This window comes from uncultured Microscilla sp. (assembly GCF_947493425.1).
Taxonomy (GTDB): Bacteria; Bacteroidota; Bacteroidia; order Cytophagales; family Microscillaceae; genus Microscilla.
The window spans coordinates 24,779-49,941 of the sequence record NZ_CANLRP010000021.1; the positions used below are offsets into that span (position 1 = coordinate 24,779).

At 37.7% G+C, this 25,163-nt stretch carries 16 protein-coding genes; 3 read left to right on the forward strand and 13 right to left on the reverse strand.

The annotated features are described in order from the left end of the window. Window positions 1–183 precede the first annotated feature (183 nt). From Q0954_RS08210 to Q0954_RS08245, 8 genes are all read right to left on the reverse strand, one after another. Window positions 184–1,146: a hypothetical protein gene (locus tag Q0954_RS08210; RefSeq protein ID WP_299455753.1), complete on the reverse strand. Its 963-nt coding sequence runs from the start codon at window positions 1,144–1,146 to the stop codon at window positions 184–186. A 75-nt stretch (window positions 1,147–1,221) separates the two neighbouring features. After that, complete coding sequence (locus Q0954_RS08215) at window positions 1,222–4,335, reverse strand: ATP-binding cassette domain-containing protein (protein WP_299455754.1); 3,114 nt, start codon at window positions 4,333–4,335, stop codon at window positions 1,222–1,224. A 158-nt stretch (window positions 4,336–4,493) separates the two neighbouring features. Further along, the gene (locus tag Q0954_RS08220; protein WP_045113384.1) at window positions 4,494–4,856 is read right to left on the reverse strand and encodes a DUF1987 domain-containing protein; all 363 of its coding nucleotides are present in this window, start codon (window positions 4,854–4,856) and stop codon (window positions 4,494–4,496) included. 135 nt (window positions 4,857–4,991) lie between these two features. Continuing rightward, complete coding sequence (locus tag Q0954_RS08225) at window positions 4,992–5,582, reverse strand: SiaB family protein kinase (RefSeq protein WP_299455755.1); 591 nt, start codon at window positions 5,580–5,582, stop codon at window positions 4,992–4,994. 144 nt (window positions 5,583–5,726) lie between these two features. Further along, window positions 5,727–9,203, reverse strand: coding sequence for a PAS domain S-box protein (locus Q0954_RS08230; protein WP_299455756.1), 3,477 nt, complete (start codon window positions 9,201–9,203; stop codon window positions 5,727–5,729). Window positions 9,204–9,245: 42 nt separating this feature from the next. After that, entirely contained in the window at window positions 9,246–10,067 is an 822-nt protein-coding gene (locus Q0954_RS08235) for a GAF domain-containing protein (protein ID WP_299455757.1), read from the reverse strand. A gap of 14 nt (window positions 10,068–10,081) precedes the next feature. Next, window positions 10,082–10,681 carry a chemotaxis protein CheB gene (locus Q0954_RS08240; protein ID WP_002695997.1) on the reverse strand — a complete coding sequence of 200 codons (600 nt, stop codon included), beginning with the start codon at window positions 10,679–10,681 and terminating at the stop codon, window positions 10,082–10,084. Window positions 10,682–10,717: 36 nt separating this feature from the next. Then, window positions 10,718–11,545, reverse strand: a complete 828-nt coding sequence (locus tag Q0954_RS08245; RefSeq protein WP_002695996.1) for a protein-glutamate O-methyltransferase CheR — start codon at window positions 11,543–11,545, stop codon at window positions 10,718–10,720. Between the two features lie 735 nt (window positions 11,546–12,280). On the opposite strand from Q0954_RS08245, the gene Q0954_RS08250 reads away from it, so the two are divergent. Then, a complete protein-coding gene (locus Q0954_RS08250) occupies window positions 12,281–13,288 on the forward strand; it encodes a sugar phosphate nucleotidyltransferase (protein ID WP_002695995.1) in 1,008 nt (335 codons plus the stop codon). Window positions 13,289–13,301: 13 nt separating this feature from the next. Here Q0954_RS08250 and Q0954_RS08255 read toward each other — a convergent pair whose 3' ends face one another. The 4 genes from Q0954_RS08255 to Q0954_RS08270 all read right to left on the reverse strand — a co-directional run bounded on the left by Q0954_RS08255 (window position 13,302) and on the right by Q0954_RS08270 (window position 20,891). Next, the gene (locus Q0954_RS08255; protein WP_299455806.1) at window positions 13,302–14,429 is read right to left on the reverse strand and encodes a glycosyltransferase; all 1,128 of its coding nucleotides are present in this window, start codon (window positions 14,427–14,429) and stop codon (window positions 13,302–13,304) included. Window positions 14,430–14,476: 47 nt separating this feature from the next. Beyond that, on the reverse strand, window positions 14,477–14,968 hold the full coding sequence (locus Q0954_RS08260) for a YqiA/YcfP family alpha/beta fold hydrolase (protein WP_299455758.1): 492 nt from the start codon (window positions 14,966–14,968) through the stop codon (window positions 14,477–14,479). 13 nt (window positions 14,969–14,981) lie between these two features. Then, the gene (locus Q0954_RS08265) at window positions 14,982–15,968 is read right to left on the reverse strand and encodes a hypothetical protein (RefSeq protein WP_299455759.1); all 987 of its coding nucleotides are present in this window, start codon (window positions 15,966–15,968) and stop codon (window positions 14,982–14,984) included. Between the two features lie 135 nt (window positions 15,969–16,103). Next, on the reverse strand, window positions 16,104–20,891 hold the full coding sequence (locus Q0954_RS08270) for a T9SS type A sorting domain-containing protein (RefSeq protein ID WP_299455808.1): 4,788 nt from the start codon (window positions 20,889–20,891) through the stop codon (window positions 16,104–16,106). 480 nt (window positions 20,892–21,371) lie between these two features. Here Q0954_RS08270 and Q0954_RS08275 point away from each other — a divergent pair, with 480 nt between their 5' ends. Beyond that, window positions 21,372–22,118 (forward strand): hypothetical protein, encoded by a 747-nt coding sequence (locus Q0954_RS08275; protein WP_299455760.1) that lies wholly within the window; start codon window positions 21,372–21,374, stop codon window positions 22,116–22,118. Between the two features lie 20 nt (window positions 22,119–22,138). Then, window positions 22,139–24,271, forward strand: a complete 2,133-nt coding sequence (locus Q0954_RS08280) for a hypothetical protein (protein ID WP_299455762.1) — start codon at window positions 22,139–22,141, stop codon at window positions 24,269–24,271. Window positions 24,272–24,604: 333 nt separating this feature from the next. Here the strand turns inward: Q0954_RS08280 and Q0954_RS08285 are convergent, their stop codons facing one another. Further along, window positions 24,605–25,096: a hypothetical protein gene (locus Q0954_RS08285; RefSeq protein WP_299455764.1), complete on the reverse strand. Its 492-nt coding sequence runs from the start codon at window positions 25,094–25,096 to the stop codon at window positions 24,605–24,607. Window positions 25,097–25,163: the final 67 nt, after the last annotated feature.

The following is a 25,163-nucleotide window of genomic DNA, read 5'->3' on the forward strand; positions in this document are numbered from 1 at the left end:
TTGGATCAATTTACCAATTTTTCACCACATAACAGGCTCGCCCATTTATTTATGTTTTTGTAGTACAACGATTGATATTTATTGTCTGCCTATTCATTACCTAAGAGTTACAATAAGGGCAAAAAAAATACTCAGTCTCTTATAAACAAGACTGAGTATTTTCTATATGTATCAAAAAATATTTTAGTTAATAATCTTACCTCTAATCTCTTTTGATGTTTGTAATATTTTGTTTAGATCATCAGCAGTGAAATTGATCTTAGTAGAGGTATTATCATCTACAATTAAGATTTCATTGTTATCCTCATCTTTTTTGGTAGTAGTTGTAGGATCGTTGTACTGAAAATCTATTTTCACGTTTTCATATATTTTTTGTAGCTTATTTAAGTCTACAATTAAATTCTTTACGTTGGGCAGTTCCTCATAGAATGACAATAAAAGAAGTAACTGCTCTAAGATAATTTTTTGCTCCCCAATACGGTTATTTAATAACTCGTTAGGAGATTTCTTTGCAATTTCGCACGTAATATACAACGACTCTAACCAACCTCCAGTTAGAATAAGGATTGTCAAGTCGGCCCGACCTATATCTTGCAAATGGTCATTGATTTTTTCAAGGTTGGTATTGGTCTCCAAAAGTAGTGAATCTAAGTTATTACTTTTAGTAGCTAACCTTTTGATTGTTTTAAAATCAAAGAACTGACCAATATTTAACCCATCAGCCATTTCCTTTACTGAGTTCAAGTAATAAAGAGCATCTTGAGTTTGCTCATAGATATTGGCATACCCAAGGTCAGTACTATAAATTCCCAAGTTCAACGCCTTCTTATAGTTAGTGTTATAACTGGAAATGTTATCTGCCGAGTTCAACAGTTTTTTGTCATACTGTATCCCTAAGTCCTTGATAAGGAATGAGATTTCAAGAGGTGAAGGTATAGACTTTACAATATCACTCAATACTTCCCTCGATAATTTTGGATGCGCATTCTTTTTAGTTGCAGCTTCAGTTTTAGTAGTATCTTTTGCAGTCTCAGGATCTTTCTTTTTCTTTTTCTTCCCTCCATCACAAGCCACAAGAAATACAAATAAAATCAGAACTATGCTTATACCTTTTGTTTTCATATGAGGATACAGTAACGATTTCATTTTCAACAGGTTAAATTATTTTAAATACTTTATTTTCAGTTCGATACAATTTTACAAAAATCTCACCAAACAGGACTAATCTTTCTTTTGTATTTTACTTTTTCTAAATAAACTTTTTAAACTACCAAAGAATCCGAAATACAATCTAAGCTTCCCCAAAGAGTCTAAAAATTTCTTAAAGAAATTAAAGTAAAGAGTAATATACATCACAAATGTCAAAAGCCAGATTACAGAAATGTTAAAGTAGTACGTATCAAAATACTTGCCAGCAAAGTGTTTACGAGGAGCATAAAAATGCGCTCTGTAATCATACCAAGCAGTAGGTGTAGGGTCTTTGTAAACTGCATTTTTTTGTCGTAATAACCTACCTTTATATTCCAAAATATGCTCCAATGGTTTTGCTGGTATAGTAACAGCTCTATACAATTGATCATTGAAGTATTTTTTTCTATACTCAGTTATTTTATAATCTTCATAGTCTTTTTCCATTTCAATTTCTTTCGCCTCTTTCTCACGGCTTACCTTGATCATTTTCCTATTTGATACATCCATCAACGAATCAAGATATACTTTGATCTTATCTGCTACTTTACGGTTATACCCTTTAGGAGTCAAGTCTTTGTCTAAGTTTACCCCTTTCAGATATTTGGCTTTAAATTCTTTATCAGCTTCTATTTCTGCCTTTAACAGCTCTAGATCGTCTTGAATCTTCTGATTAATAGAGTCATTTTTTTTCTCTACCTCAGTGTTATCAGCAATTCTATAGACAATTTGCTCCATTGTGGGCCCCCACAAGCTACTTAGGTAAGAATATCTTTTTTCTGTTTTTTCATAATCATAGTAATCAACCTCAAAAGGATTGGATTTATATTGATTCACAGCAATGGCTTCATAAGCCCATCGCGAGATCATGATGTCTGCCACCAAAGGTACCACCCCTTTGTCTGCTATGTCGGCGTTCATCTTATCATAATGAAATATCAGGCCACTCAATATCAGCTGAGGTATGAGAAGTATGGGAATAGTAATGTAAATCGTAATGACTGAATTAAAGGTGGAAGAAATATTCAATCCTAATACATTGGCAAAACAAGACGCAGAAAACAGCACCACCCAATAATTGATAAGTTCGCCGTGTACCTCTAAAATTGTGTTTCCTATCAACACAAACAAAAAACTTTGAATGGCTGATAATAAAAATAGAATAATAATTTTTGAAGACAAATAGCTAAACCTGCTCAGGTTCAGAAAAGCCTCTCTCTTTTGAATTTTCCTATCTTTTATTATTTCTTCGGCACTCACAGTGAGCCCCATAAACAGTGATATGATAATACAAATAAGAACATATCCTGGAACATTGTCGTTATGCTGAAAGATATAGCTGCCATCAGGTCCGTTTTGAAAACGAATAACATAAGCTAATAAAAATGCCAAGACGGGTGCTTCAAGCAGGTTTATTAATAAGTATTGAGTATTACTAATCTTTGCCAGAAAATCACGGGTGGTGAAAATGACCGACTGCTTGAATATATTAGGCACATTCAACGACGCAGGAGGCTTTTCGTGTACAACCTCCGTTTCTGGTACAGGTTCAAATTTATCCCTATACCTTATGCTCCACTGTTTAGAATTAATTTTTCTCTTGCCAGTATATCGTCCAAATTCATCAACTACTTCATCTTCTATAATATTAAAGACTTCCTCAGGGTTAATATTGGCTGTTTCATTGTCTACCTGATTGGTTGCTCTTCGGAAATAAGATACAGCTTCAATCGGGTTACCATAATAAATAGGATAGCCCCCTTTATCCATGATAATCATCTTATCAAACATTTTGTAGATGTCTAAAGATGGTTGGTGAATGATCACAAAAATGAGCTTGCCCTTAAGAGTAAGTTCTTTTAATAAATCTATTACGTTTTCAGAGTCTTTAGATGACAGGCCAGAGGTGGGTTCATCAACAAACAACACTGAAGGTTCACGAATAAGTTCAAGTGCTATGTTCAGCCTTTTACGCTGTCCACCACTAATTTTTTTATTCAAAACGCTTCCTACTTTCAACGAGGCAATATGATCTAAACCCAGACTTTTCAGGGTATCCATTACCCTTTTATGAAGTTCCTCTTTGTTTAAGTCTTTAAAGCAAAGCTTTCCGTTAAAATATAAGTTTTGATATACAGTAAGCTCTTCAATCAAAAGGTCATCTTGTGCTATATAACCAATGACTCCTTCTATTTCACTTTTGTTCTCATGTAAGTCAATGCCATTGATGTATAAATGGCCTTTGGAGGGTTTTTCAATACCAGACAGTACATTTAAGAGGGTGGTTTTACCTGCTCCACTACCTCCCATAATTCCCATGAGCTTTCCTTGCGGCTCTGATATAGTAATGTCTTGTACACCTATGGTACCGTTGGGAAAACGAAACTCAAGATTTTTTGCTGTAAAAGAAAGTTTAGTATCCTGAAGTGTTTGCAGAAACTTGCCTTGTACATCGCTATAATAAAGCGTAGTGCCAAAGGGGGTTTTGATATTACTACCGGTAGAGTATAAATATACTTGATTGGTTTTCATTGTAAAACCGTTGAGTTTTACATCCTCTGCACCAGTATATTTCACAAAGTAAGTCGCATCTCCTTCTTCCAGGGAAATTCTCAAAATCATAATTTCTCCCTGCAGTTTTTCTGACAAGATGTGTTTTGCCTCAGGGTTGGTCAGTTTATCGCTACTGCTTACTACAAGAATATTCGGGGAGTTAAGCTCTGGAATGGACGCGGTGGCTTTGATTACAAAACTTTCGATGAGTTTGTAATCACTTTTTAGATTAAAAGCATCTGATACAGTACTAATAATCTCTTTTCGTTGGTCTGTAAAGTTACCATCAGAAGCAACCAACTCGAGTAACTTTACAAGAATAATTATTTTTTGAGGTTGAGCTAATTCTTTATTAATATCCCGGCAATATTTTAATATTCTTACCATTTCCCTCATTTTGATTTTATCAAAACCAGGGTTTGGATAATTAGAAACGTCATCATACAATTTAGTGTATGCCTCAACAGAGTCTTGATCTAGTTCTTGTCTAAAATAGCTAACAACAAAATCGCGCTCTCCTTTTCTAGCTCCACCATCTTGTTTTGTGATGATACCAAAAAGGCGTGTAAGGGCTTCTAATATTTTTTCACTCATATCAAATTACTACCCAGTATGGATGATTTTTAGAATTAGTCCGGTGAAAATTATTCTTTGTTAGGTTACAGATGTTTCTGCTACTAACACATACGGGCACAGAGTGCCCATAGAAAGGTTAGGGAAAATAAGGTTATTTTCCCTAAGTGATATTTCAATTAATAAGTTTTAAAATCAAAAGGCACTTCTACCAACTCAGAAAACTCTGTTCCAGCTTCTTCCATATCTTCGTCATCTTCATGAAAATACCAGTTAATAGTGGTACTTTCAATTGTTTCCAGTTTAGATAAAATATCCAAGATCAACTTTGATGAAGCAGTATTGAAGTATTCTAGCTTGAAAATAAAAACCGTTTCTGGGTTAGGGTCTGCTCCATATTGATCAAGCCAATCTAATATCGGTTGATAGAATTCGGCTGAGTCTTCTGGTAAAGATCGTCCAGAGATCTCAAAAATGCCATTGTTCTTATCTAAGATTATTTTTGGAGTATCCTCAGTACCATCTTGGTTTATAACTTCCATATTCGTATGAATTACTATTATTTTGATTAATTTTTATCTATAAACTAAGTGCTTTTATACTCATAAAGAGAAAATGAGGGTACTATTCAAAGCACTGTAAATTATTGGCAATAATAATGAAAATCAGTAGCTAATCTACTTTTTTTCTTCTTTATTTCTGCTAATGATTGTCTTCAGTGAGAAGAATGAAAAGTGGTCGTCAATGGGTTCAAAATCGAAGTGTAATTTTTGCCCAGACTTTCTGGCCATGTCTACAAAACCCAAGCCAGCGCCACCTTTTTGGGTAAGCCCTTTTCCTCCTTCGCCTTGTTCTCGTCCTTTTTTGATAATCTCCTTATATAAAGTCTTTAGCCCATCTTTGTCTAAGCTATTAATGTGTTCCAGTTTGGTTTGCAGTATTTCTACTTTGGCATTTACCACTGGATTTCCAGACGTAACGATGTACTTATCTTCTTCTTGACCAATCATAAAGACTGCACTACCGTTTGGTGATTCTATCTCTTCTTCCTCCTCTGAATCTTCTGCGTGTTTTACAATATTCTGAAGACACTCTACCATTACGTTGAAGACTTTTCTTTTGATATTAGAAGTTTCACCGATGGCATCCATATTTCTTTCGGCCATAGCCAGCACAGATTTGGTAATTTCTTGAGTAAATTCCCCTTCATAAACCAATATTAGGCTCCGCTCCACCATCGTCTTATGTAACTCATAGATATACTTCATAAGTCTTTATGTTAATAATTTTTTTTAAGACTATCTTATAATATCAAGTTAGTTTGAAACCCACCCTTCAACTTTGCAGTATGTGAGGTTGATAATATACTTTTAAATGTAACAATTCTTCTCGAAATCTTCTAAAAATCACGCCTAGAATTTGATGCCTATCATCAACACATCATCTGTTTGTTTATTATTTGCTTTCCATTTGTCAAATTCTTCATCCATCACTCTTTCCACTTGACTTAATCCCAAATTAGCATTATTTTTTATAATTTCCCTAATTCTTCTAGGAGAGAATTTTTTATTTTTGGGCCCGCCAAACTGATCAGGGAAACCGTCTGAAAACAAAAAGAAATAGTCGCCTTCTTCATAGTTTATGGTTGTATTTGTAAACCTAACTCTATTCTTGTACTGGGCACCTCCAATAGGGAATTTATTACCTTTTATTTCGTACAATTCATTTTTAGATGTAAAGTACAATGGTCGATGAGCTCCTGCGTATTCAAGTTGATTTTTCTCCTTATTAATTTTACAAAGGGCTATATCCATTCCATCTTGTGTAGAATTGTTACTCTCGTTTTGTTTAAGCGTTCTAGTTACTCCTTCGTCTAATAGGTCAAGAATTTCGGCTGGACTTCCTCCACCTTCTTCTTTTACTATATTGTTGAGCAAGAAATAACCAATCAAAGAGATCAATGCTCCTGGAACTCCGTGCCCTGTACAATCTACTGCGGCTAAATAAATATCGCCATTTTTCTCTAAAAACCAAGGGAAATCACCAGAAACCACATCGCGTGGGCGATACATAATAAATGATTCTTCTAAATATTGTTGTATATACCTTGTATCTGGCAGAATGGCTTCCTGAATACGCTTGGCATAATTAATACTTTCTGTAATTTTCTTGTTTTTGTTTTGAATGTCTAACTCGATAATCTTACGCTCAGTAATATCATGCGATACCAGTAGTACAGACTCGATGTTGTGTTGATCATTGTATTCAGGAATGGCATTAATCAGCATGTTTCGTTTACCCATAATAGACGGGAACTCTACATCCATATTTATTTTCTTATTTTTGTTGCGTACTTCGTCTAATATATTACGCCAAGAACTAATGATCTCTTCATTCAAATCAATGTCAGAGAGGTGTTTTTGCAAATATTCATCCTTGCTTTTCCCTGTATACGTTTCAATGATAGGGTTGATATAAAATACCCTTCCCTCTTTATTAATACGCGTAATTAAGTCAGGCGAATTTTCGGATAATGCTTGCATTTGTCCCCTCATTCGCTGCTCTGATTCAGCCCTTCTTCTTTCTGTAATATCCCGTGCATTTACTACAATTCCATTAATTGCCGGGTCAGAAAGTAAGTTGGTACCGGTTGCTTCCAACCAAATCCATATTTTATCACCATTTTCATCCAGCTGCTTGGTAGCATAACTAAACTGAATGGTTTCTTGTTCATAAGGATTTGCAATTAGTTTTTCAAACATTTGTTCTACTGCAAGAACTCCCTTACGGTGTACATATTTAATGTCTTTTACACCAATCATCTCGTTCTGCGAATAGCCCAAGATCTTCTCTACCGAAGGACTGATATACTTTACAGTTTTATCTTCATCGTAAATGGTAATTACCTCTGACGCATTTTCAAGTAACAGACGTGTTCTATTACTGGCTTGTTGTACTTCGTCTACTTTTATCTCAAGCTCAGCTTTACTTTTTCTTAGAGCTTCGGCAGTAGCTTCTGTTATTTCTGCACTTTGCTGCAAAGCCTTGGTTTTATCCAACAGCTCCCCACGCATTTTCATTTCATCTTTCAGGTGACGTTCTGTTGTTTCACGTACTTTGATATTAAATACCGCCCGTGCAATTAAGTCACTTACTTCTTTTACAAAGTTAACTTCACGTTGATTAAATTTTTCAAAGCCCGCAAACTCGAGTACTCCATATACTTTCTCTCCATTTCCATCATCAGTAATCAAAGGGGTAAGTAATATAGATTTAGGTTTACGGTCGCCTAACAATCCAGAAGTGATCGTTACATAGTCGTCTGGAACTTCGGTTCTTAAAATAGTAGCTTGCTCTATAGCAGCTTGCCCTACCAGACCTTCGGCAAACTTGAACTTAGCATTTAAATATTTCTTTTTATTATAGGCATAACTTGCATTCATTTCAAGGAACACATCTTCTGGATCTTCATCGTTTACAGTATAAAAAGCTCCTTGAACTGCACTTATTTTTTTGGCTATATAAGCAATCACTTGCTCTCCAAGTTCTGTAATACCACTTACACCTCCCAGAATATCACCGATTTCAGCCAGACCAGTTACAATCCAGTTACGCTCGTCGTCACGGTGTGCCGACTGTTGAATACTATCACGCATGGTAAGCAAAGCTATACCTAGAGTATCTTTGTCGCTTACGGGTTTAAAGTTAGCTTGATAATCTCCTTCTCCAATCTGCCTGGCAAAGTCAGCTGTTTTCTTCAATGTACCAACCAACTCATTTAACTGTACAGTCATTTCTCCTATTTCATCAGTAGTTGACTGCCTTAACTTGTCAGGAAGAATACCTTTTGCCAACAGGTTGATTGTATCTTTCAAAACCAATAGTGGACGGATAAGAAAACGCGAGAAAGCAAAACCTATCACAATTGACAGTAGTGTAATAACTGCTCCCACAATCAAGAAAGTCTCAAACAACTTGTCAGTAGGTTCATTTACCTCCTTTTGGTCAACTTTTACAGTAACCCCCCAATCAATGGATTTAATATTACGCCAGGTGGCTAACACCTCTTCTCCACTATAGTCTAATGTGACTTCTGATTTTTTTGTATTTTTATCACGGATTGAGCGCTGAGCAGGAATACCAGTACGGCTTCCTATCCTAATTTTTTCTAAACCAGATTTATGACGTGAAGGGCTCAGGAAGGTTGCATAGTTTCTGTCTTTTTGCACCAACATAGTCTCCCCTGTTGAACCCAACCCTGTCGAGTCTTTTACAAGATTGTAGATATAGTTCAGATTAATTTCATAAATAATCTTGCCTATATTGGCATTGCGAGCATCTGCTCCATCTACTTGGGCAAGCGCATATAGCGTTCTATTTTTTTGACTTACTCCACTAAACAAAACGCCACCTTGACTGGTGCCCCGCATTACGTCGGTACCAAAACCACGTAGTATGGAGTCAATGTTTTGCCCTCTGTCTTCGGCTTGATACAACAAGCTCCCTGTGTTATCTGTCAGATAAACGTTTTTTACATCTTTATAACCGATGATATTGTTTACAATGATGTTGAGTTGAGTATTGAGTGCTTCTTTTTTCTCGGTAGTAATGGAGGAGTCTTTTTGAGAAAGGTTGGCTTCGGCAAGTATTTTTTGTTGTACAACCTGAAGTTCTTTTCCAAACTGTATTTCGTTTTTGATATTATCGAAAAAGGTCTCGATCTTTTGAGCTTTAAGGTTGGCTACTACATTGATTGCCTCAGCATAACGACTGTTGATGGAGCCCTTACTCAGGTTATAAGCAATAATACTCACCACAATCACAGAGGCAAGTACCACTCCAATAACCAACGCAGTAATTTTAGTACCTATTTTTAGTTTTTTAAACATAACTTAAAACTCAATGTTAGTCTTTAGGCTTGTTTATATTGATTAAGCAGTTATTTTATTCGTTTCTATTTCGTTTGCCAAAAGTAGTGCCACTTCTTTTAAAAAGAGTTCATCTTTTTGATTAAAACTTTGGAAAGAAGCAATTTCAATTACCCCAAGTACTTTTTCTTGTTCGTTTTTGATAGGCACTAAAATCAGGTTGGTAGGAGATGATTTTCCTAACCCCGAAATTACTGATATATACCCTTCTGGAATAGAAGAAATATTCACCAGTCTACCATCTTTAGCTACTTGACCAGCAAGTCCTTCACCAAATTCATAAGTAAGGACTTTACTTTCGGGCAAATAGTAAGCATAACCCGCAAAAAGCTCTATTATTTTTAAGTCACTCTCTTTTTGCTTGGTCAAAAATATAGCTCCCTGAACAGCTTCCAAGTCGTTAGCAACTGTCCAAAGAACTTTTTCCATTTTTTTATGTTGTAAATCAAAGTGTTGTTCCAGAATAGCCCCTACCTCTTGAATACTTTTTACAGATGTATGGCTTTTGGTGATGTTGTCCACACCACCCTGATCGGATGAGTATTGGTTTCCTTGATTATTGGAAAAGCTTACAATTTGTGTAGAATCTCTTCCTCCTAACAAAAAGAAGAGAAATGCCAGAAAGCCTAGTGTAATTTCTACGCATATCATAATCATGAGTTTCCCCATGGCTTTACCAAGCGTCTTCTTTTGTTCGTCGTCAACAAGTTGTAAGTCGCTTTTCAGGTCGCTCATCCAACTGAAGTAATAATTCACTAAAAGAATTATCCCTACGATAAAGGAGACAACCATAACCCCACCTATTATTCTGAAAACCGATTTCATGCAATCATTAGTAATTAAGCAATTTTACAAGTTTTGTGTAACTCAAGTAAAAAGTCAATAATCCGATTCACACTCAACACATGATCTATTTCTGTAATTTTTATAGCAGAGCTTGGCATTGTGTCAATCAAACATTCTTTGGGGTCTTGTACCAAAGTTAACCCTCCCCTATCGTGAATTTTTTTCATGCCAAGTGCGCCATCTTTATTTGCACCAGACAACAATATACCAACCAGTTTATCACGGTAAGCATAAGCAGCTGTCTGCAGCATCATATCAATTGAAGGTCGCGAATTATTGATGAGTTCTTCGGTTGATAAAGCAAAAGTGTTGCCTAATTCTACACAAAGATGATAATTTGCTGGTGCCAGATAAATTTTCCCTCTTTTAATAGTTTCCTTGTCATAAGGTTCTTCTATTTTGATATTACTTTTAATATTCAGTGCTTCTACAAACCCATTGCGCACATGACGCAATCGGTGTAAACACATCATGATAGGAATATCAAAATCTTTAGGCAAACTACTCAAGATTTTACTTATTACCTGAAAGCTTCCAGCCGACCCACCTATGACAATTGCCTTATATGTTTTTGTTATATTGAAATGAGTCATAAGATACGTAAAGTGTAGTCTTCTGTTAAAAGCAATTTAATCTTTTACTTTTTTATAAATTTTTTCCTCGTTACTTACTACTATAAATTTGTTGGCTATTTCACACCAAATCAAGGATTCTTTTGAACCAACTACTAAGTAACTGTACTTGTATAAGCTTTCGTGAAACATTTTCAGTACCTGATTTTGCAATGTCTGATTGAAATAAATCATCACATTACGGCACAGAATGAGGTCAAATTTAGAAAATGAGGCACCCTCAACAAGATTATGAGCCTTAAACTGCACCCCCTCAACCAAGGATTTGTCCATTACAGCTTTATTATTCTCTTCTTTGTAGTACTTGTCTAAACTAAAATTGCCTTGAAAGCGAATGTAGTTTTTTTGATTAAGCTCCATGTTTTTCAAGGAGTAGGCTCCCTGGCCGGCTTTCTCTAAGATAGCAGTGTCTATGTCAGTAGCGACAATCCGGGCACGGTCTAACAAATCCATTTCCTTAAGCAAAATAGCCATCGAAAAGACCTCTTCTCCTGAAGAACAACCCGCATGCCAAATGCTAATGTTTTTGTTGTTCAACAAAATGTTAGGAATCACATTGTCGCGTAGTTCTCTCCAAAACGAAGGGTCACGAAACATTTCTGTAACATTGACAGTGATTTCAGATAAAAAATCATGAAAGAATTTCTCATCGCCCGTTGATAGTCTTTCACAGAGCGCCTCTATTGACGAAAACTTGTACAGTTCTATGATCCGCTGAATGCGCCTTCGGAAAGAAGACATTGCATAATTAGAAAAGTCGTAGTCATAGTTCTTTTTTACTATGTCGACCAATGTGCGTAACTGTGTTATTTCAATCTCTTGCATAATAATTCGCGCATATTGTTACACAAGTGTAAGTAGTGAACATTTATGATTTTTTTATTGATGAAACTCTTCTTGCTTGTATGATTTGAGTATGTAAGTGACTTAACTAGCACACTAAATCCCTGACCTGGTATTTCGGTGATTTTTGCTTTTTGACTTTACCTCAAGAAACAAACTTCATGCTAAATATGGTAGTATAATTTAGTAGCCAAAAACAGAGTTTTGTAACTCACTTTGTTTGCTATTCACAAGACAATACAGGTACAAACTTTTTGTAATATTAAGAAATAATTTGAAATTATTTTTAATCTGATGTTATATGTTTTGTGATCTTAAAGAAAGAAGCTTGAAGTTAAAATTTCACAATTACTCTACACTTATATAATTTCTAAAACAAATAATTGATGTTATAAATTGAGTCACCCCTGATACATTGTATAAGTGAGTGTTGATTGTCAAAAGTATGTAATAAAGAAAAAACATTTGGTATTTTCTATGTAAAAGTTTGATTAGTATAACAAAACAGACAAGTTCATTTTTTGTTAGTTAGTATTTTATTTATGGTTACTACCATGAATCAATTAAATGTTTAACTTTGTGCTTGTTTTAAACTAATAATTAGTTGAAAATACGTTTGTTAAGTTTTTCTCGCCTTTCCTTATTCATTAATGCATAATAGTTGATTTTTTGGAGAAAACATAATAATATTTTAAACTTTATAAATTACTCTTATCTATGAAGGTGGTTATACCTGTTGCTGGCATAGGAGCTAAACTTCGCCCACATACACACACACAACCTAAAACACTGGTACCTATTGCAGGCAAGCCCATGCTTGCACACATAGTTGATCAACTTATAGAAGGTGGTATAAAGGAGTTTATTTTTGTTTTAGGATATTTAGGCGACAAAATCGAGTCTTTTTTATTGCACGAATATGGTGATCGTATTACTATGGACTTTGTGGTACAGGAACCCAGAGAAGGCTCTGCCCATGCGATATGGATTAGCCGTGAACATATCAAAGATGAAAAAGAAGTGTTGATTGTATTGGGTGATACTATAGCCAATGTAAACCTGGAAGCGATTTTCAAGTCCCCCCACTCTATTGTTGGAGTAAAAAAAGTCAGTAATCCACTAAATTTTGGTATTGTAGAAACCAACAAAGAAGGAAGAATTAAACGACTGGTTGAAAAGCCACGCATTCCTAAATCAAACCTTGCACTAGTGGGTATTTACAAGATTACCAATACCATGACTTTATTAAATGCTATACAGCATTTGATAGAAAATGACATCCGCACTAACAATGAGATTCACCTGACAGATGCTCTAATGCAAATGATTAATCAAGATGAACGTATAGATACTATTCAGGTAGACAATTGGTTTGACTGTGGTAAAAAAGAAACGCTGCTTGAGGCAAATGCTATATTGCTGAACTTAAGTGAGTATAGAAATAAAAAATATCCAGAATACCCCAAGACTATTATTATCCCTCCAGTAAGCATAGGCGAAAACTGCCAGATACATCACTCTATTATAGGCCCTAACGTGGCCATTGGTGACAATACCATTATGGAGCATACTATAGTAAAAAACACTATTATTGGCTCATTTAGCCAGTTGAAAGATGTAATTTTAGAAAGCTCTATCATTGGCAATGATACATCACTTACAGGTTTAAACCAAAGCCTAAACATTGGTGATAACGCTGAAATAAACTTAGGTACCCCTCATTAGTCAGTCTATTGAGTTACTTCTTAACCACTACCAAATATAAGTGATCATTGGCAGCCTCGTGGTTAAAGTAATAATCTAAAATTTGAGGTTGATAGTTGATCAAGAAATAAAATAAAAAATCTCTCACCTCCTGCTTGGTTACAACTTCTAAATTGTATGTTGCCATATCGACCCACCTATATGATATCCCTATTTTAGAAAGCATTTGATTAGAACGATGCAAAAATTTACTCGTCCAGGTTGTCTTATTATTTTTAATTAGATTAAAAGTTTGGCTCACAACTAAAGCCTCTCCTGCTGCCAATTTATTAAACTGGCAACAAAAGCTCACAAAAACCTGCTCTTTAGGGTACATAAACTCAAAAGTAAGTTGATCGGTAAAACCTACTTTTTTCGCTAAATGCAGCGCCACACGATTTTTAGTATAGTACAAGCTTGTCATTGCATACGTACCTGACTCAGTATGCTTTTTTGCTTTATAGTACTTATACATTTGATCATACCAACCATTGGGCAATGCTTGCTTAGACTTCGGGTGCCATTGATGGTAAATAAGCAGGTTTTGAATACTGCCTTTTGAGGGTATGCCTGCTTGTTCTAGTCGGCGAGCAAAATCTATGTCTTCGAGCCCCCACAGCTTGTAAAAATCGTCGTACCCTCCTATTTTTTCAAAAGCTTCTTTTTGAAATCCCAACACTCCATAGTTGGTTACATCAGAGGTTTTTTTGAGGGTTTTCCACAGGCAAACGGAATCATCAAACAGTAAATGGTGTTGTTTAAAATTTTTTGGTAAGTAATAATAGCTGTATCTTATATAGTGAGTAGCTGAAAGGGCAGAATAAGTAACCTCAATAAAGTCAGGTGAAAAAATAAGGTCGATATCTATAGTGACAATATAAGCACCCTTTGTATACTTCATACCTGTATTAAGTGCCCGCGATCGATTCCAAAACATACCTCTTGTATCTGTATAAAAATACTGCGCAAAAGAGAGTGAATTTACCAAATGCTGTACTTGTGTGCTATACTTGTCACTACTACCATAATCTAAAAAAATTAACTCAAAGTTTTGGTTAGTTTGCCAAGCCAACGACTCTAAACAGTTTTTTACTCGCGTAATATCACGATTTCGATAAACCACAATTAATGATAATAAAGGAGTAGATCTTGCCTCTTCCAATTGACCTGTTATTTAACAATGTATTTGTAACATGCATACTCATAAGTTGGCATATCTATTTGGTGCCCAAGACTATTTATATGGTCTATATAGTACTGTGTTGGGGAGTTATGCTTCATCAAAAAGTCAAGGGTAGTTTGTGGTGGTATCACCTCGTCTTGCCCACCCAGTATGATAGAATAAAATGGTTGAAAAGATGTAACAGTAGTTAGAGTAACTATTTGTTGAATTATTGATTGAAAAGCCAGGGCAGGGTTAAACAATAAAGCTTTACATTGTAAATGAGGCGCCAACCAATATCCCATAAAGCCTCCTGCCGAACTACCTACAATATAGTTTATCTCACGTTTTTTAGCCCCTTCGAGTAAATAGGCAAAGGTATCTGGGTTTTCGCGATAATTTAACTGGGGAGCCCACACATTATCGGCAATGTCTTGCAACACAGCCACTTTGTCGGGGCGTGGACTACTGTCTAAACCATGAATATATAATAAGTTCATCGGGTAGTTATTGTTAAAGTGTTCCGTCCCACTTCCACCAATAATATAGGGGAAGTAGAATTAAAATAATGACAGTGAATATACTCACCCAACGCATCTTACGTGCTAAGCTTGCATGCTGTTGATGTAGTCTTGCCTTAAATATTTGCAACAGAAATGCCCCAAGTAATGCCCCGGCAAGCAGGTAATATCCACCAAAAAAGACATATCCGATCAGATAGTGCTTTATCCAAAATATATCATACAAACAATTATGTGAAGGTAAACCATAAATGTACTTTACAAAAAACTGCTTGAGGCTATAGATGCCCGAAGTAATAAAGGCAAAGCCCAATATAAGGTTTAGCCAAGCCAAGCGCTTACTGGTCAGCAAAATAGCTATCAACCCTCCACCACTCAACCCAAATACCCACAACCAAGATGATGTAAAGTCGCTGCCAAATAAAGTAAAATAACCTGTTTTGCCACTTTGAGCAACAAAAGTAACACTACAACAAGTAGCAATTACATCGGGTTTTATATGATAGAAAAATAGCACAGTATACACCAGCTCTACTCCTAGCAGCAAAAATACAGGATAAATCAACCAGTACTTTATTGGGGTAAGAGGGTAAGCAGGCTCGCTGTTGTCTAAATAATTTAATAACAAATAAGCAATGTACAATAGCATTGCTCCCATTTTGATGTATAGTAGAGGTTTGCCATAACTATTCACTCCTAAAACTCCATCGGCACACATGGCACCTTTGATTACGCCTGTCAGGTGATGGTTGGCGACATTAAGAAACATCAACAGGGCTGCTACCTGAAATATAAGTACAAATTGTACAATAGAGCCTACCAAGTAGCTTCTACGTTCCAGCATGAGTTGTTCCTCACCGAAACCGTTTACAGACCATCGTTTAATGATATGGCTACTGAGTAAAGCAGCGCCTGCTAATAATACAAAAGAGCTTAACTGTGACAATAATAAAGCAATTACCCAATAATCTGTGAGCATATTTTATCCCCGTTTCTTTTATCTGTAAATCAGGTGTAGTGTTATGAAGTCATGGCAAATTTACATTTATTTTTATATACAAAAAGCCAGACTTTGTAAAGCCTGGCTTTTAGATGAATTATAAACAAAATATTTTTATCGGTTTACCACTAGTTTTTTAGAGGCTATCAACGAACCTTGAGTGACCCGGATGATATAGATTCCCGCTTTCAAGTTTTTAACAGGAAGTACTACACGATTTAAACCAGCATTGGTTTGCACTGTAAACTTGTTGGTTTGTACTCCCATAATGCTTGATATTGATACAGTGGCCTCACCCAATTTTGGAGACTCAAACTGCAGTACAGCATTATCTGAACTGGTAGTAGCAGGGTTAGGAATCAGCTTGAGCTTCATGTCATTCAAGGCATCTATGCTCACTTTTACAATTGGGCTATAGCCAAAAGTATTATTGACAGTAAACGCTTTTAATCGATAAAATACTACTTGTTGTCCTAAAGGTAAGTCAGTATCTACATAATTGTAAGGAGTAGGTGTATCAGAGTAACCTTTGGCATTGATATTTGCCAAAGTTTTAAACTCGCCTCCGGCAACCGCCCTCTCTACTTCAAAACGTGAAGCTCCTTGCTCGGTTAATGTAATCCAATCTAAAAACACCTTATTACCTCTCAATATCCCATTTAACTCTATCAAGCGAATGTTCAAAGGAATACCCAATACAGTAGGGTTACCTGTTAACTCACAGTTAGTACTTTGCAATACACTTCTTACCTGTGGATCGGTAGAATTGGTACATTCACGAAACGAGATAAAATCGATTCCAAAGTCATTACCATTGGCAGTAGCCGAAATGTTTTCTATACATAAGTTAATCTGGTTCACATCATAACCTTCGTTACCAGCATCAGGGGCTTTGTAAATACAACGCATAGGCACCCACTGATCGGGGCTTTCGGGCAAAAACACATCTGAGTTTAAGATTTTAAGGTCTATGTTGTTGGTGCCACAAGCACGGGCAGCTCCATAAGGAACACTTGGTGCCAGTTCAGGATAACTAATCCCACCTGATCTGCCATTTATGCCAGGATGAATAGGACGGTGCACTACATTGGCAGCGGTTTCGGCGGCAGTAATGGTTCCTATGCTTCCGGGGTGGGCTGTTTCATACAATGTAGCGTCAGCAGGAGTTAAGGTTACTCCTTTGCTCCCCGCAGAACCATCATACAGAGGGTTCGTGGCGGTTCCTTCACATACTGTAATTCGTAATTGGGGATCATCTAAAGAACTACGGTTGGTAGGAATCAAACTATTGAACCAAGCACTGAACACATAAAAATTACCCGGAGTAAGGGTATAAATGGTTTGACACCAAAATTTCCCCCTTTGACGACGACCATTTACAATCAACAAGTTGGCATCATTACCGTGGCTTGATTCTATAGTAGTAGGGCTCACATAAGGGCAAGCATCAGAACCTACTCCACCTCCCGAACTACAATAAGAACCGTTGGGTCCCCAACCAGTATAAGGGTAGCCATAGGCATAAAAAGCAGAGTGCACATTATTGGCGGTATTTGCCACACTATAATACCCTTCTGGGTTTAGCTCATTTCGAGTGGATACACCATTTACATCAGGACGGTAGCCATATTCACTGGCAAAAACCTGCACTCGTTGCTTAGCATTGAGTAAAGTTGTATTAGTATTGTCTCCCGAATAGGTTTTATCAAAAGCAGTAAAATGTCCATCTCTTACCCGTTCGCCCCCTAAGGTACACTGCAAATAAGGGAAGATACTAATTTTCCCTTGCACTGCATCACTAGAATTGGTGCTAATTACCCGGATATAATAAGTGGTGGGAATAATGTTACCTGCCCCATCATTTCTGGTTTGGAAAGTAATCGTTTCTTTTCCTTCGCCTACTGAGTTGGCACAAGCCACCAAGTTGAGCGTACTACAATCAGCTCCAGTTTGTTCATAAATAACCACCCCTACGTTTACTACATCAGGGTCTAACGATTTAATGGCATCACCATCGTCGTTGTCATATACTACAGTAATGGTAGAATCAATATCAGCGGCGGTGGTAAATCTAGCCCACACATCTTTTTCGGCGGCTCCTGAAAGTATACAGTTTGAAATCACAGCAGAGTTAGAACCATCCAGAGAATAAGACGACTCTATGTTGAACTGTTCATCGCTGGTGCCAATGGCAAGGGTAGGTGCAGCACTACAGTTATCTGAGGCAAGGCTGGTGCCTTCAAATACACATAACCTGCCATAAGTACCCGTATTGTTTGCCGAAATATTCATCATTCTGATATAGTACTGTACCCCAGCCGTAGCAGGGAAAGTAAGCTTTTCTACCCCTTCGGCTCCTGCCCCAATGTCGTTGGCACAAGCCACAAAAGTAAGAGGACCACCACAAGTACCACTATACACTGCAATTGCCACATCATTGGCAGCTGATAAATCTTGATTTTCGTTGCCATACTCAATAGTATGGGTGGCTGTGTTGATCGCCGAGAAAGTAGACCAGGCATCGGCAGTCACCGCACCAATAGGTATGGTGGGAGTACAAGCTCCCAAAGGCTCTCCTGAATTGGTGAAGTTGGTCAAGTCGCTGGCACAAGCCGCGCTACTTTTCAGTATGTTCATTCTTAAGCCACAATCACCCACCTCAATGGTGTTTGCCGAAGCACAAGTATTGGTAGCTATTTTAGAAGTAACCGCTACAGGTGGCACTGTGCTGCTGTTATACACACAAATGTAACCAGTCATTACTCCTCCGTTGGCACTGCTCGTGTTTATTACCCGAATGTAATAAGTAGCTCCATTGGTAGTGTTGGATATGGTTACCTGTTCAGTCTGAGCGCCACTATAATTACAATTTTGCCCTGAACAAGCCTCTAAAGTTCTTGCACCACAACCAGTACCCCTTGATATTTCAATGAATGCATTGCTGTTGGGGTCAGTACTTTCATAACTAATGGTTACATTTCCTCCGTTTCCAGTAAAACGTGCCCAAGCATCTTTTTCTACAGCAAATGGTCCTCCACTACAGCCTCCATCAGCGTTGGGGCTTGACGCAGTATAAGAAGCAGGCAAATCAAACAAAACATTACAAGAGCCTACGGGTATTTCTTGGATGTCAGCATCATTACAATCATCTCGGTTTACTACATTGGTTACACAAACCCTTCCTGTCATATCGCCCGATGCCGTTACATTAATCACCCTTATAAAATAAGAGTCCCCAGGTACAGTGGTTATTTCCAGGTCTTCGGTACCGCCTGTTCCTGTACCCGTCACTAAGTTTGAGCAACTTAACAAAGTAAGTGAACTACAGTCGCCAGTATAAACCGCCAACACCGCATCTTGTCCCGCATCGTATTTATACTGTATGCGTGTTCGGGCAGTCAAAGCCTTAAAATTCATCCAACCATCCCGATAGTTGGCAGGTGCGCCAGCACAAGCGGGAAGGCTACGACTTTCGTTATCAATAAAACCAGTATTGGTTACATTGAAGTCTACATCACAGTCGCCTACTCCAATGCCTATCGAAGTAAAACATAAATCTTCTTTGGTAAGTGTCCCATCCACTAAACACAAGGTGCCGTTAATGGTAGAAGCATCGGTTGGGTTACTTACATTGACTATGCGTACATAATAAGTGTCATTTGCCGGGGCTGTAAAAGTAATGGTTTCTATTCCTTCGGTGACTACATTGGAGCACTCCAGACGATTTGCAGGGGCTGTTCCTCCCCTATACACCTCCAGTGCTGTAGTAGTGGCTGTAGAAGGGTCGTTGTTGTCATTGTTGTATTTCACGGTCACTACTTGTCCATTGGTAGCCGTAAAAGCCCCCCAGGCATCAGAAGGAATACCTGGTGGAGTAGCACAAGGAATAGTAGTTGATCCATCATTTTGATTGAAAGCACCACCACCCGCAAATAAGTTAAATTGGATATTACAGTCGCCAATCGTCAAGAGGTTGGCTGCTGCATTGGTGCCATTATCATAGGCTCTTTTGGTACTATTATAAAAACACAAGACACCTTCCATATTTCCGGTATTGTTCATATTAATAACACGGATATAGTAGGTAGCGGTAGTGGGAGCAGTAAAATCTATTTTGGCAAAAGGTGAGGAGGTATTGTTACCATCGTAACAAACTTGTTGGTTTCCGCCAGTACCTGGATCAAGATCTACATCAGGACCTCCGTTTTCCCGATAAATTACGATAGCAGGAAACACGCTGCTATTATCTGCCTGATACTCTACTGACAATACATCTCCGGCGGTGGCGTCAAAAGTAATCCAGGCGTCTTTATTTAACGCAGCATTGGCGGTTGGATTGATCGTGCTACAGCTTCCCCCAGGATCAGCAATGCCACTTTCGGTTCCATTTACATCAAAGCGAACATTACAAGAATTTACAGACAACTTTCTGGCAGCAAGGGCAGTAGCGGCATCATCGCTGGTGTATTTTTTCGTCACACAGAGAAAACCTTCTATGGAAGAACCTCCAAATACATTCATAATACGAATGTAATAAGTCGTACTGGCAGCTAATCCGGTAGCCTCAAATTCATCGAGGTTGGCAGCTGAGTTTACGCAAGTACCTACTTGGGTCAGCCCGCCACAAGTACCACTATAAATGGCAATGGCAGCATCCTGACTACCACTATTATTGGTGTAGCGAATCAGGTAGTCTCCGGCATCGTCTGTAGTAAAAGACGCCCAAGCATCTTTTGAATAGGCACAACCTGCCACAGGCTCTCCTGAGTCGGTAAAGGTGGAAGGGATATCAAATAAGACATTACAATCTCCCACATTGATTGATTTGGCTTCTGTACAAACATCTCCGGCGAATTGTACAGGTGGGATAATCTGGGCAATGGTGGCGTTACTTAGTACCACTGCCAAGAGTAAAACGAGTGTTCTTTTAAGGAAGTAACAACTATACATTAATTTCAGATATTTTAAGGTAAAGCTTTTCAGGCTTTGAGTTGATTAAAAAAATTATTTGCAAGCAAAGACATTTACCTGCAAATATGTTTTATGTAAAAACTGGGCTATTCTGTTAACGATAAATTCTTGTTCTGGATAATTGGTAACTACTTTTTAACATTTGCTTTGTAATATTAGGAGGATTGACAAAAGCAATTATTACCAAAAAATCAGGTGTGCGAAGCCTTATTACTCAAATTTACTGATTTCTGTACAGTCGTATTTGTTATTAACAAAATTATAATTACGCTCATTAGTTTTTTTATGAATAAACCTATTTATTGCCTCCTCAATAGGTTTTTTTTAGTAATGGGTAAGTTTTTTTTAAGTTTCTGGCTCAGCTGTTTTGCTTCGCTTCCAATAGTGTGGGCTCAGCTCGAAAACCCAGCAATGGGTGGCAGAGCAAAAGGTATAGCCAATGCCTCAGTAGCAATACGTGACCACTGGGCTATATTTAATAATATAGGAGGACTGGCTGGAATAAAAAAATATACAGGACAGATAGCCTACAATAACCGTTTTGGAATTGCCAATTTTCAAACTTTTGCTTTGGGCATTACGGCTCCGGTCAAAGTGGGGGCAGCAGGCTTAAGTGTGTCTAGGTTTGGTGACAATCTATACAGCGAACAACGGATTGGACTAGGATATAGCCACCAAATAAAGAATGTAAGTCTGGGAGGCAAAATTAACTATGTACAGGTAAGTATTCAGGATTTAGGGAGCAAAGGCACACTGGTATTCGAATTTGGAGGTATTGCCCGACTAAGTAAAGAAGTGCTATTTGGAGCACATATTTATAATTTTAACCAAGGGGTATTTAATACCGCTTTGGGCGAAGAAGAAAAGCTTCCGGTAATTATGAAGGCAGGTATATCTTACCAGCCTTTGAGTGCACTCATGATTAATGCAGAAACTGAGAAAAACATAGACCTGCCCGCTACTTTTAAAGTTGGGCTAGAGTATGAAATAGTGCCTCAAATATATGTCCGTACTGGTATACAAACCCAACCAATGACCAATTACTTTGGAGTAGGCTTTCAGCCCAAAAGATTTCATTTAAATTATGCCCTCACTACCAACAATCTGCTAGGCATCTCACACCATTTGTCATTTACTTATCAACTAGGTAAAAAATAGCCTTTTAACCTTTTTTATATATGTTTAGTTATTTTTTATCAAAACGACAAAACAAGGTACTTGCCCTGTTTATTGTGCTACTTGTTGTGAGTCTTTTTAGTACTGTAAGGGCTCAAGATTACCCACGCCCGGCTATAGATATTGATAATTTCATTCAAGAGCTTTTTTCAGTACAAAGTGAAGATATCAACTACGAAGATGTATATGAAACACTTTTTCAGTTTTACCGGAGCCCGCTGAACCTCAACACCGCCAATCGCGAAGATTTGGAATCGCTGTTTGTATTATCTGAACTACAAATCAATAGTTTGCTCAAGCACATTAACACCAATGGCAAGCTATTAAGCATCTATGAAATACAAGCCATTCCTCACTTTGACGCCACTACTATTTACCGTTTGTTGCCTTTTGTATTTGTTCGTCCGGCGGGTTTATACATCGATGCCCGCCCACTTTGGCAACGCATTTTACGGGAACGGGAAAGTAATTACTTGATTTTGCGTTACGACCGTGTGTTGCAAAAGAAAAAAGGCTTTACCCCTGCCGACACCAACTCTAAAGGTGAACCCAACAGTCGTTATGAAGGCTCACCTGGCAGAATGTATGCCCGCTATAGGGTAAGCCACCGCAAAGACTTCAGTTTGGGGTTTACTGTAGAAAAAGATGATGGTGAACAGTTAACTTGGGATACCCGCACCCGGCGTTACGGGGCAGATTTTCTCTCTTTCCACGCATTTGTTGAGAACCAAGGCAGGCTCAAAGCTTTGGCGCTGGGCGATTATCAACTACAGTTTGGGCAAAGTCTACTATTGGCAGGGGGATTTAATGTAGGTAAAGGAGCAGAAACAGTACAAACCATTCGCCGGAGTAACCTGGGCATAAGACCTTATACTTCTACACTAGAATCAGGCTTTTTTAGAGGAGTAGCTGCTACCTACCAATTTAACAGGATTGAAGTAACCGGGTTTTATTCTTATAACTTAATGGATGCCAATGTACTAAATAGTGGTGATACACTTTCGCAAACTGAAGCTTTCATTCAATCTTTTCAAACCAGTGGGTTTCACCGGACAGCCACCGAAATAAATGCCAAAGGCAATATAGGCGAACGCATTGTAGGCAGTAATGTGCTGTATAGAAGTAAAGATCGCAACTTTCAGGCAGGCGCTATTGTGTTACATACACGCTACAGTAAAGAGTTAAAACGTGAAGACCGGATTTACAATAGATTTGAGTTTAATGGTCAAGAGAATTACAACCTTGGGGCACACCTGAGCTATAACTGGCAAAATTTCACTTTTTTTGGCGAAGGGGCTCAATCTAAAAGTGGTGGCAAAGGTGCTGTAGCAGGGTTTGTATCAAGCTTGGCACCCCACATAGAGCTGGCAATGCTTTATCGTAATTTTGACAAAAACTTTCATAGTTTTTACGGTTCGGCACTGGGCGAAAGCAGTCGCAACATCAATGAAGAAGGTATCTACTGGGGAATCAAGATAAGACCATTCAAAAAAATTCAGTTAGCAGCATACTACGATCGCTTTCGTTTTCCCTGGCTTAGATTCCAGGCAGACGCCCCCTCCAGTGGTCATGAGTTTCTAGCCAGAGCCAGTTATAAATTTTCTCGTCAAGTTCAACTATTTGGGCAATACAGAGAGGAAGTCAAACAAAAAAACCAACCCAACAATAGCAGCAATATCGATTTTTTAATCAACACTACCCGACGCAATTATATTATCAATCTAAACTACCGTATCCCCAGAATACTTACTTTACACTCCAGACTACAGATGAGCTCTTACCAGGAAGGTGATATGCCCATCACCCAGGGATACGCCCTAGTACAAGATGTAGGCTTTAAAGTGGGTAAATTTACTATTGATATCCGTTTTAGTTTATTTGATACCGAAGATTTTAACAATCGTCAATATGTGTTTGAAAAAGATGTCCTGTGGGCTTTCTCTATTCCTGCCTATAGTGGGGTAGGCTTTCGAAACTATGCCTTGGTACGCTACAGGCTTAGCCGAAAAATAAATATTTGGTTACGCTATGCACAGTTTAGTTATCGTAATCAAAACACGGTAGGTTCAGGTTTAGAAGAGGTGCAAGGCAGTATACGATCGGAGATAAAAGCACAGGTAAGGATAAAGTTTTAGTATAAACTAACCCATATTCTACAATATGGGCTAATCTATAGATCAATAGTCCATAGTATTTAGTCCATAGTCCGTAGCTGATTCGAGTAAATATTTACCTTATTAAACCCTGTAAACCAGTAGTTTATACTAAAGTTGTTTACCTACTTTATTTTTAAAAGGGTTTCAGTTTTAGGTCTACGCCGTGTAATTAAATAGTTTTTAAAATCATAACCTACTGATAACCAAGCCTCTGGCGAGTCCTTAGATACCGATGTATATCGGTGCTCACCGAAGGTAATCAGTAGTCAACTTTGGCTAAAATCACTGCGGAGTATTGATAGATGCATTGTTTTACTTTTTAATACTATTCAGGACTTGACCTATGGCGTTGTCGTGCGCATCGGTTTTGCCCTTTACACCTATGGCAAACACAAACAACACATTATTGCCATTTTTTACAAATAACAAGCCTACCTCTACATCTTGCCCTTCTACCTGTCCGGTACCTTCTCCCATAAAGGCATCCATACCATTGATTTTGGTTTCTTTGCCTTCTCCTTTTTCTTTAAAGTTTTTTACCACGCTTTTGATTTGCTTTTCGGCCTCAGCCAATGCAGCATCAAAAGCACTTGCTGGGATATTTACAAAAGTCATGGCCACATTTTCGTCAGGGGTTACCATTGTCAATATATCATCGTCGTCTACTTCATGTTTCCAGGTGGCAGGCACCGTTACTTTAAGGCCACTTTTATGGGTCAACTGGGTTTGCGCTTTTACAGTCATCGATCCCATAAAAAATAGGGTCAATACAAGAGATAGTTTAGAGAATAGGTTCGTTTTCATTTTTTTAATATTAGTGAGCTTGTTTAAGTTTGTAAAGTTTTCATTACAAACGACTTCAGACAACATT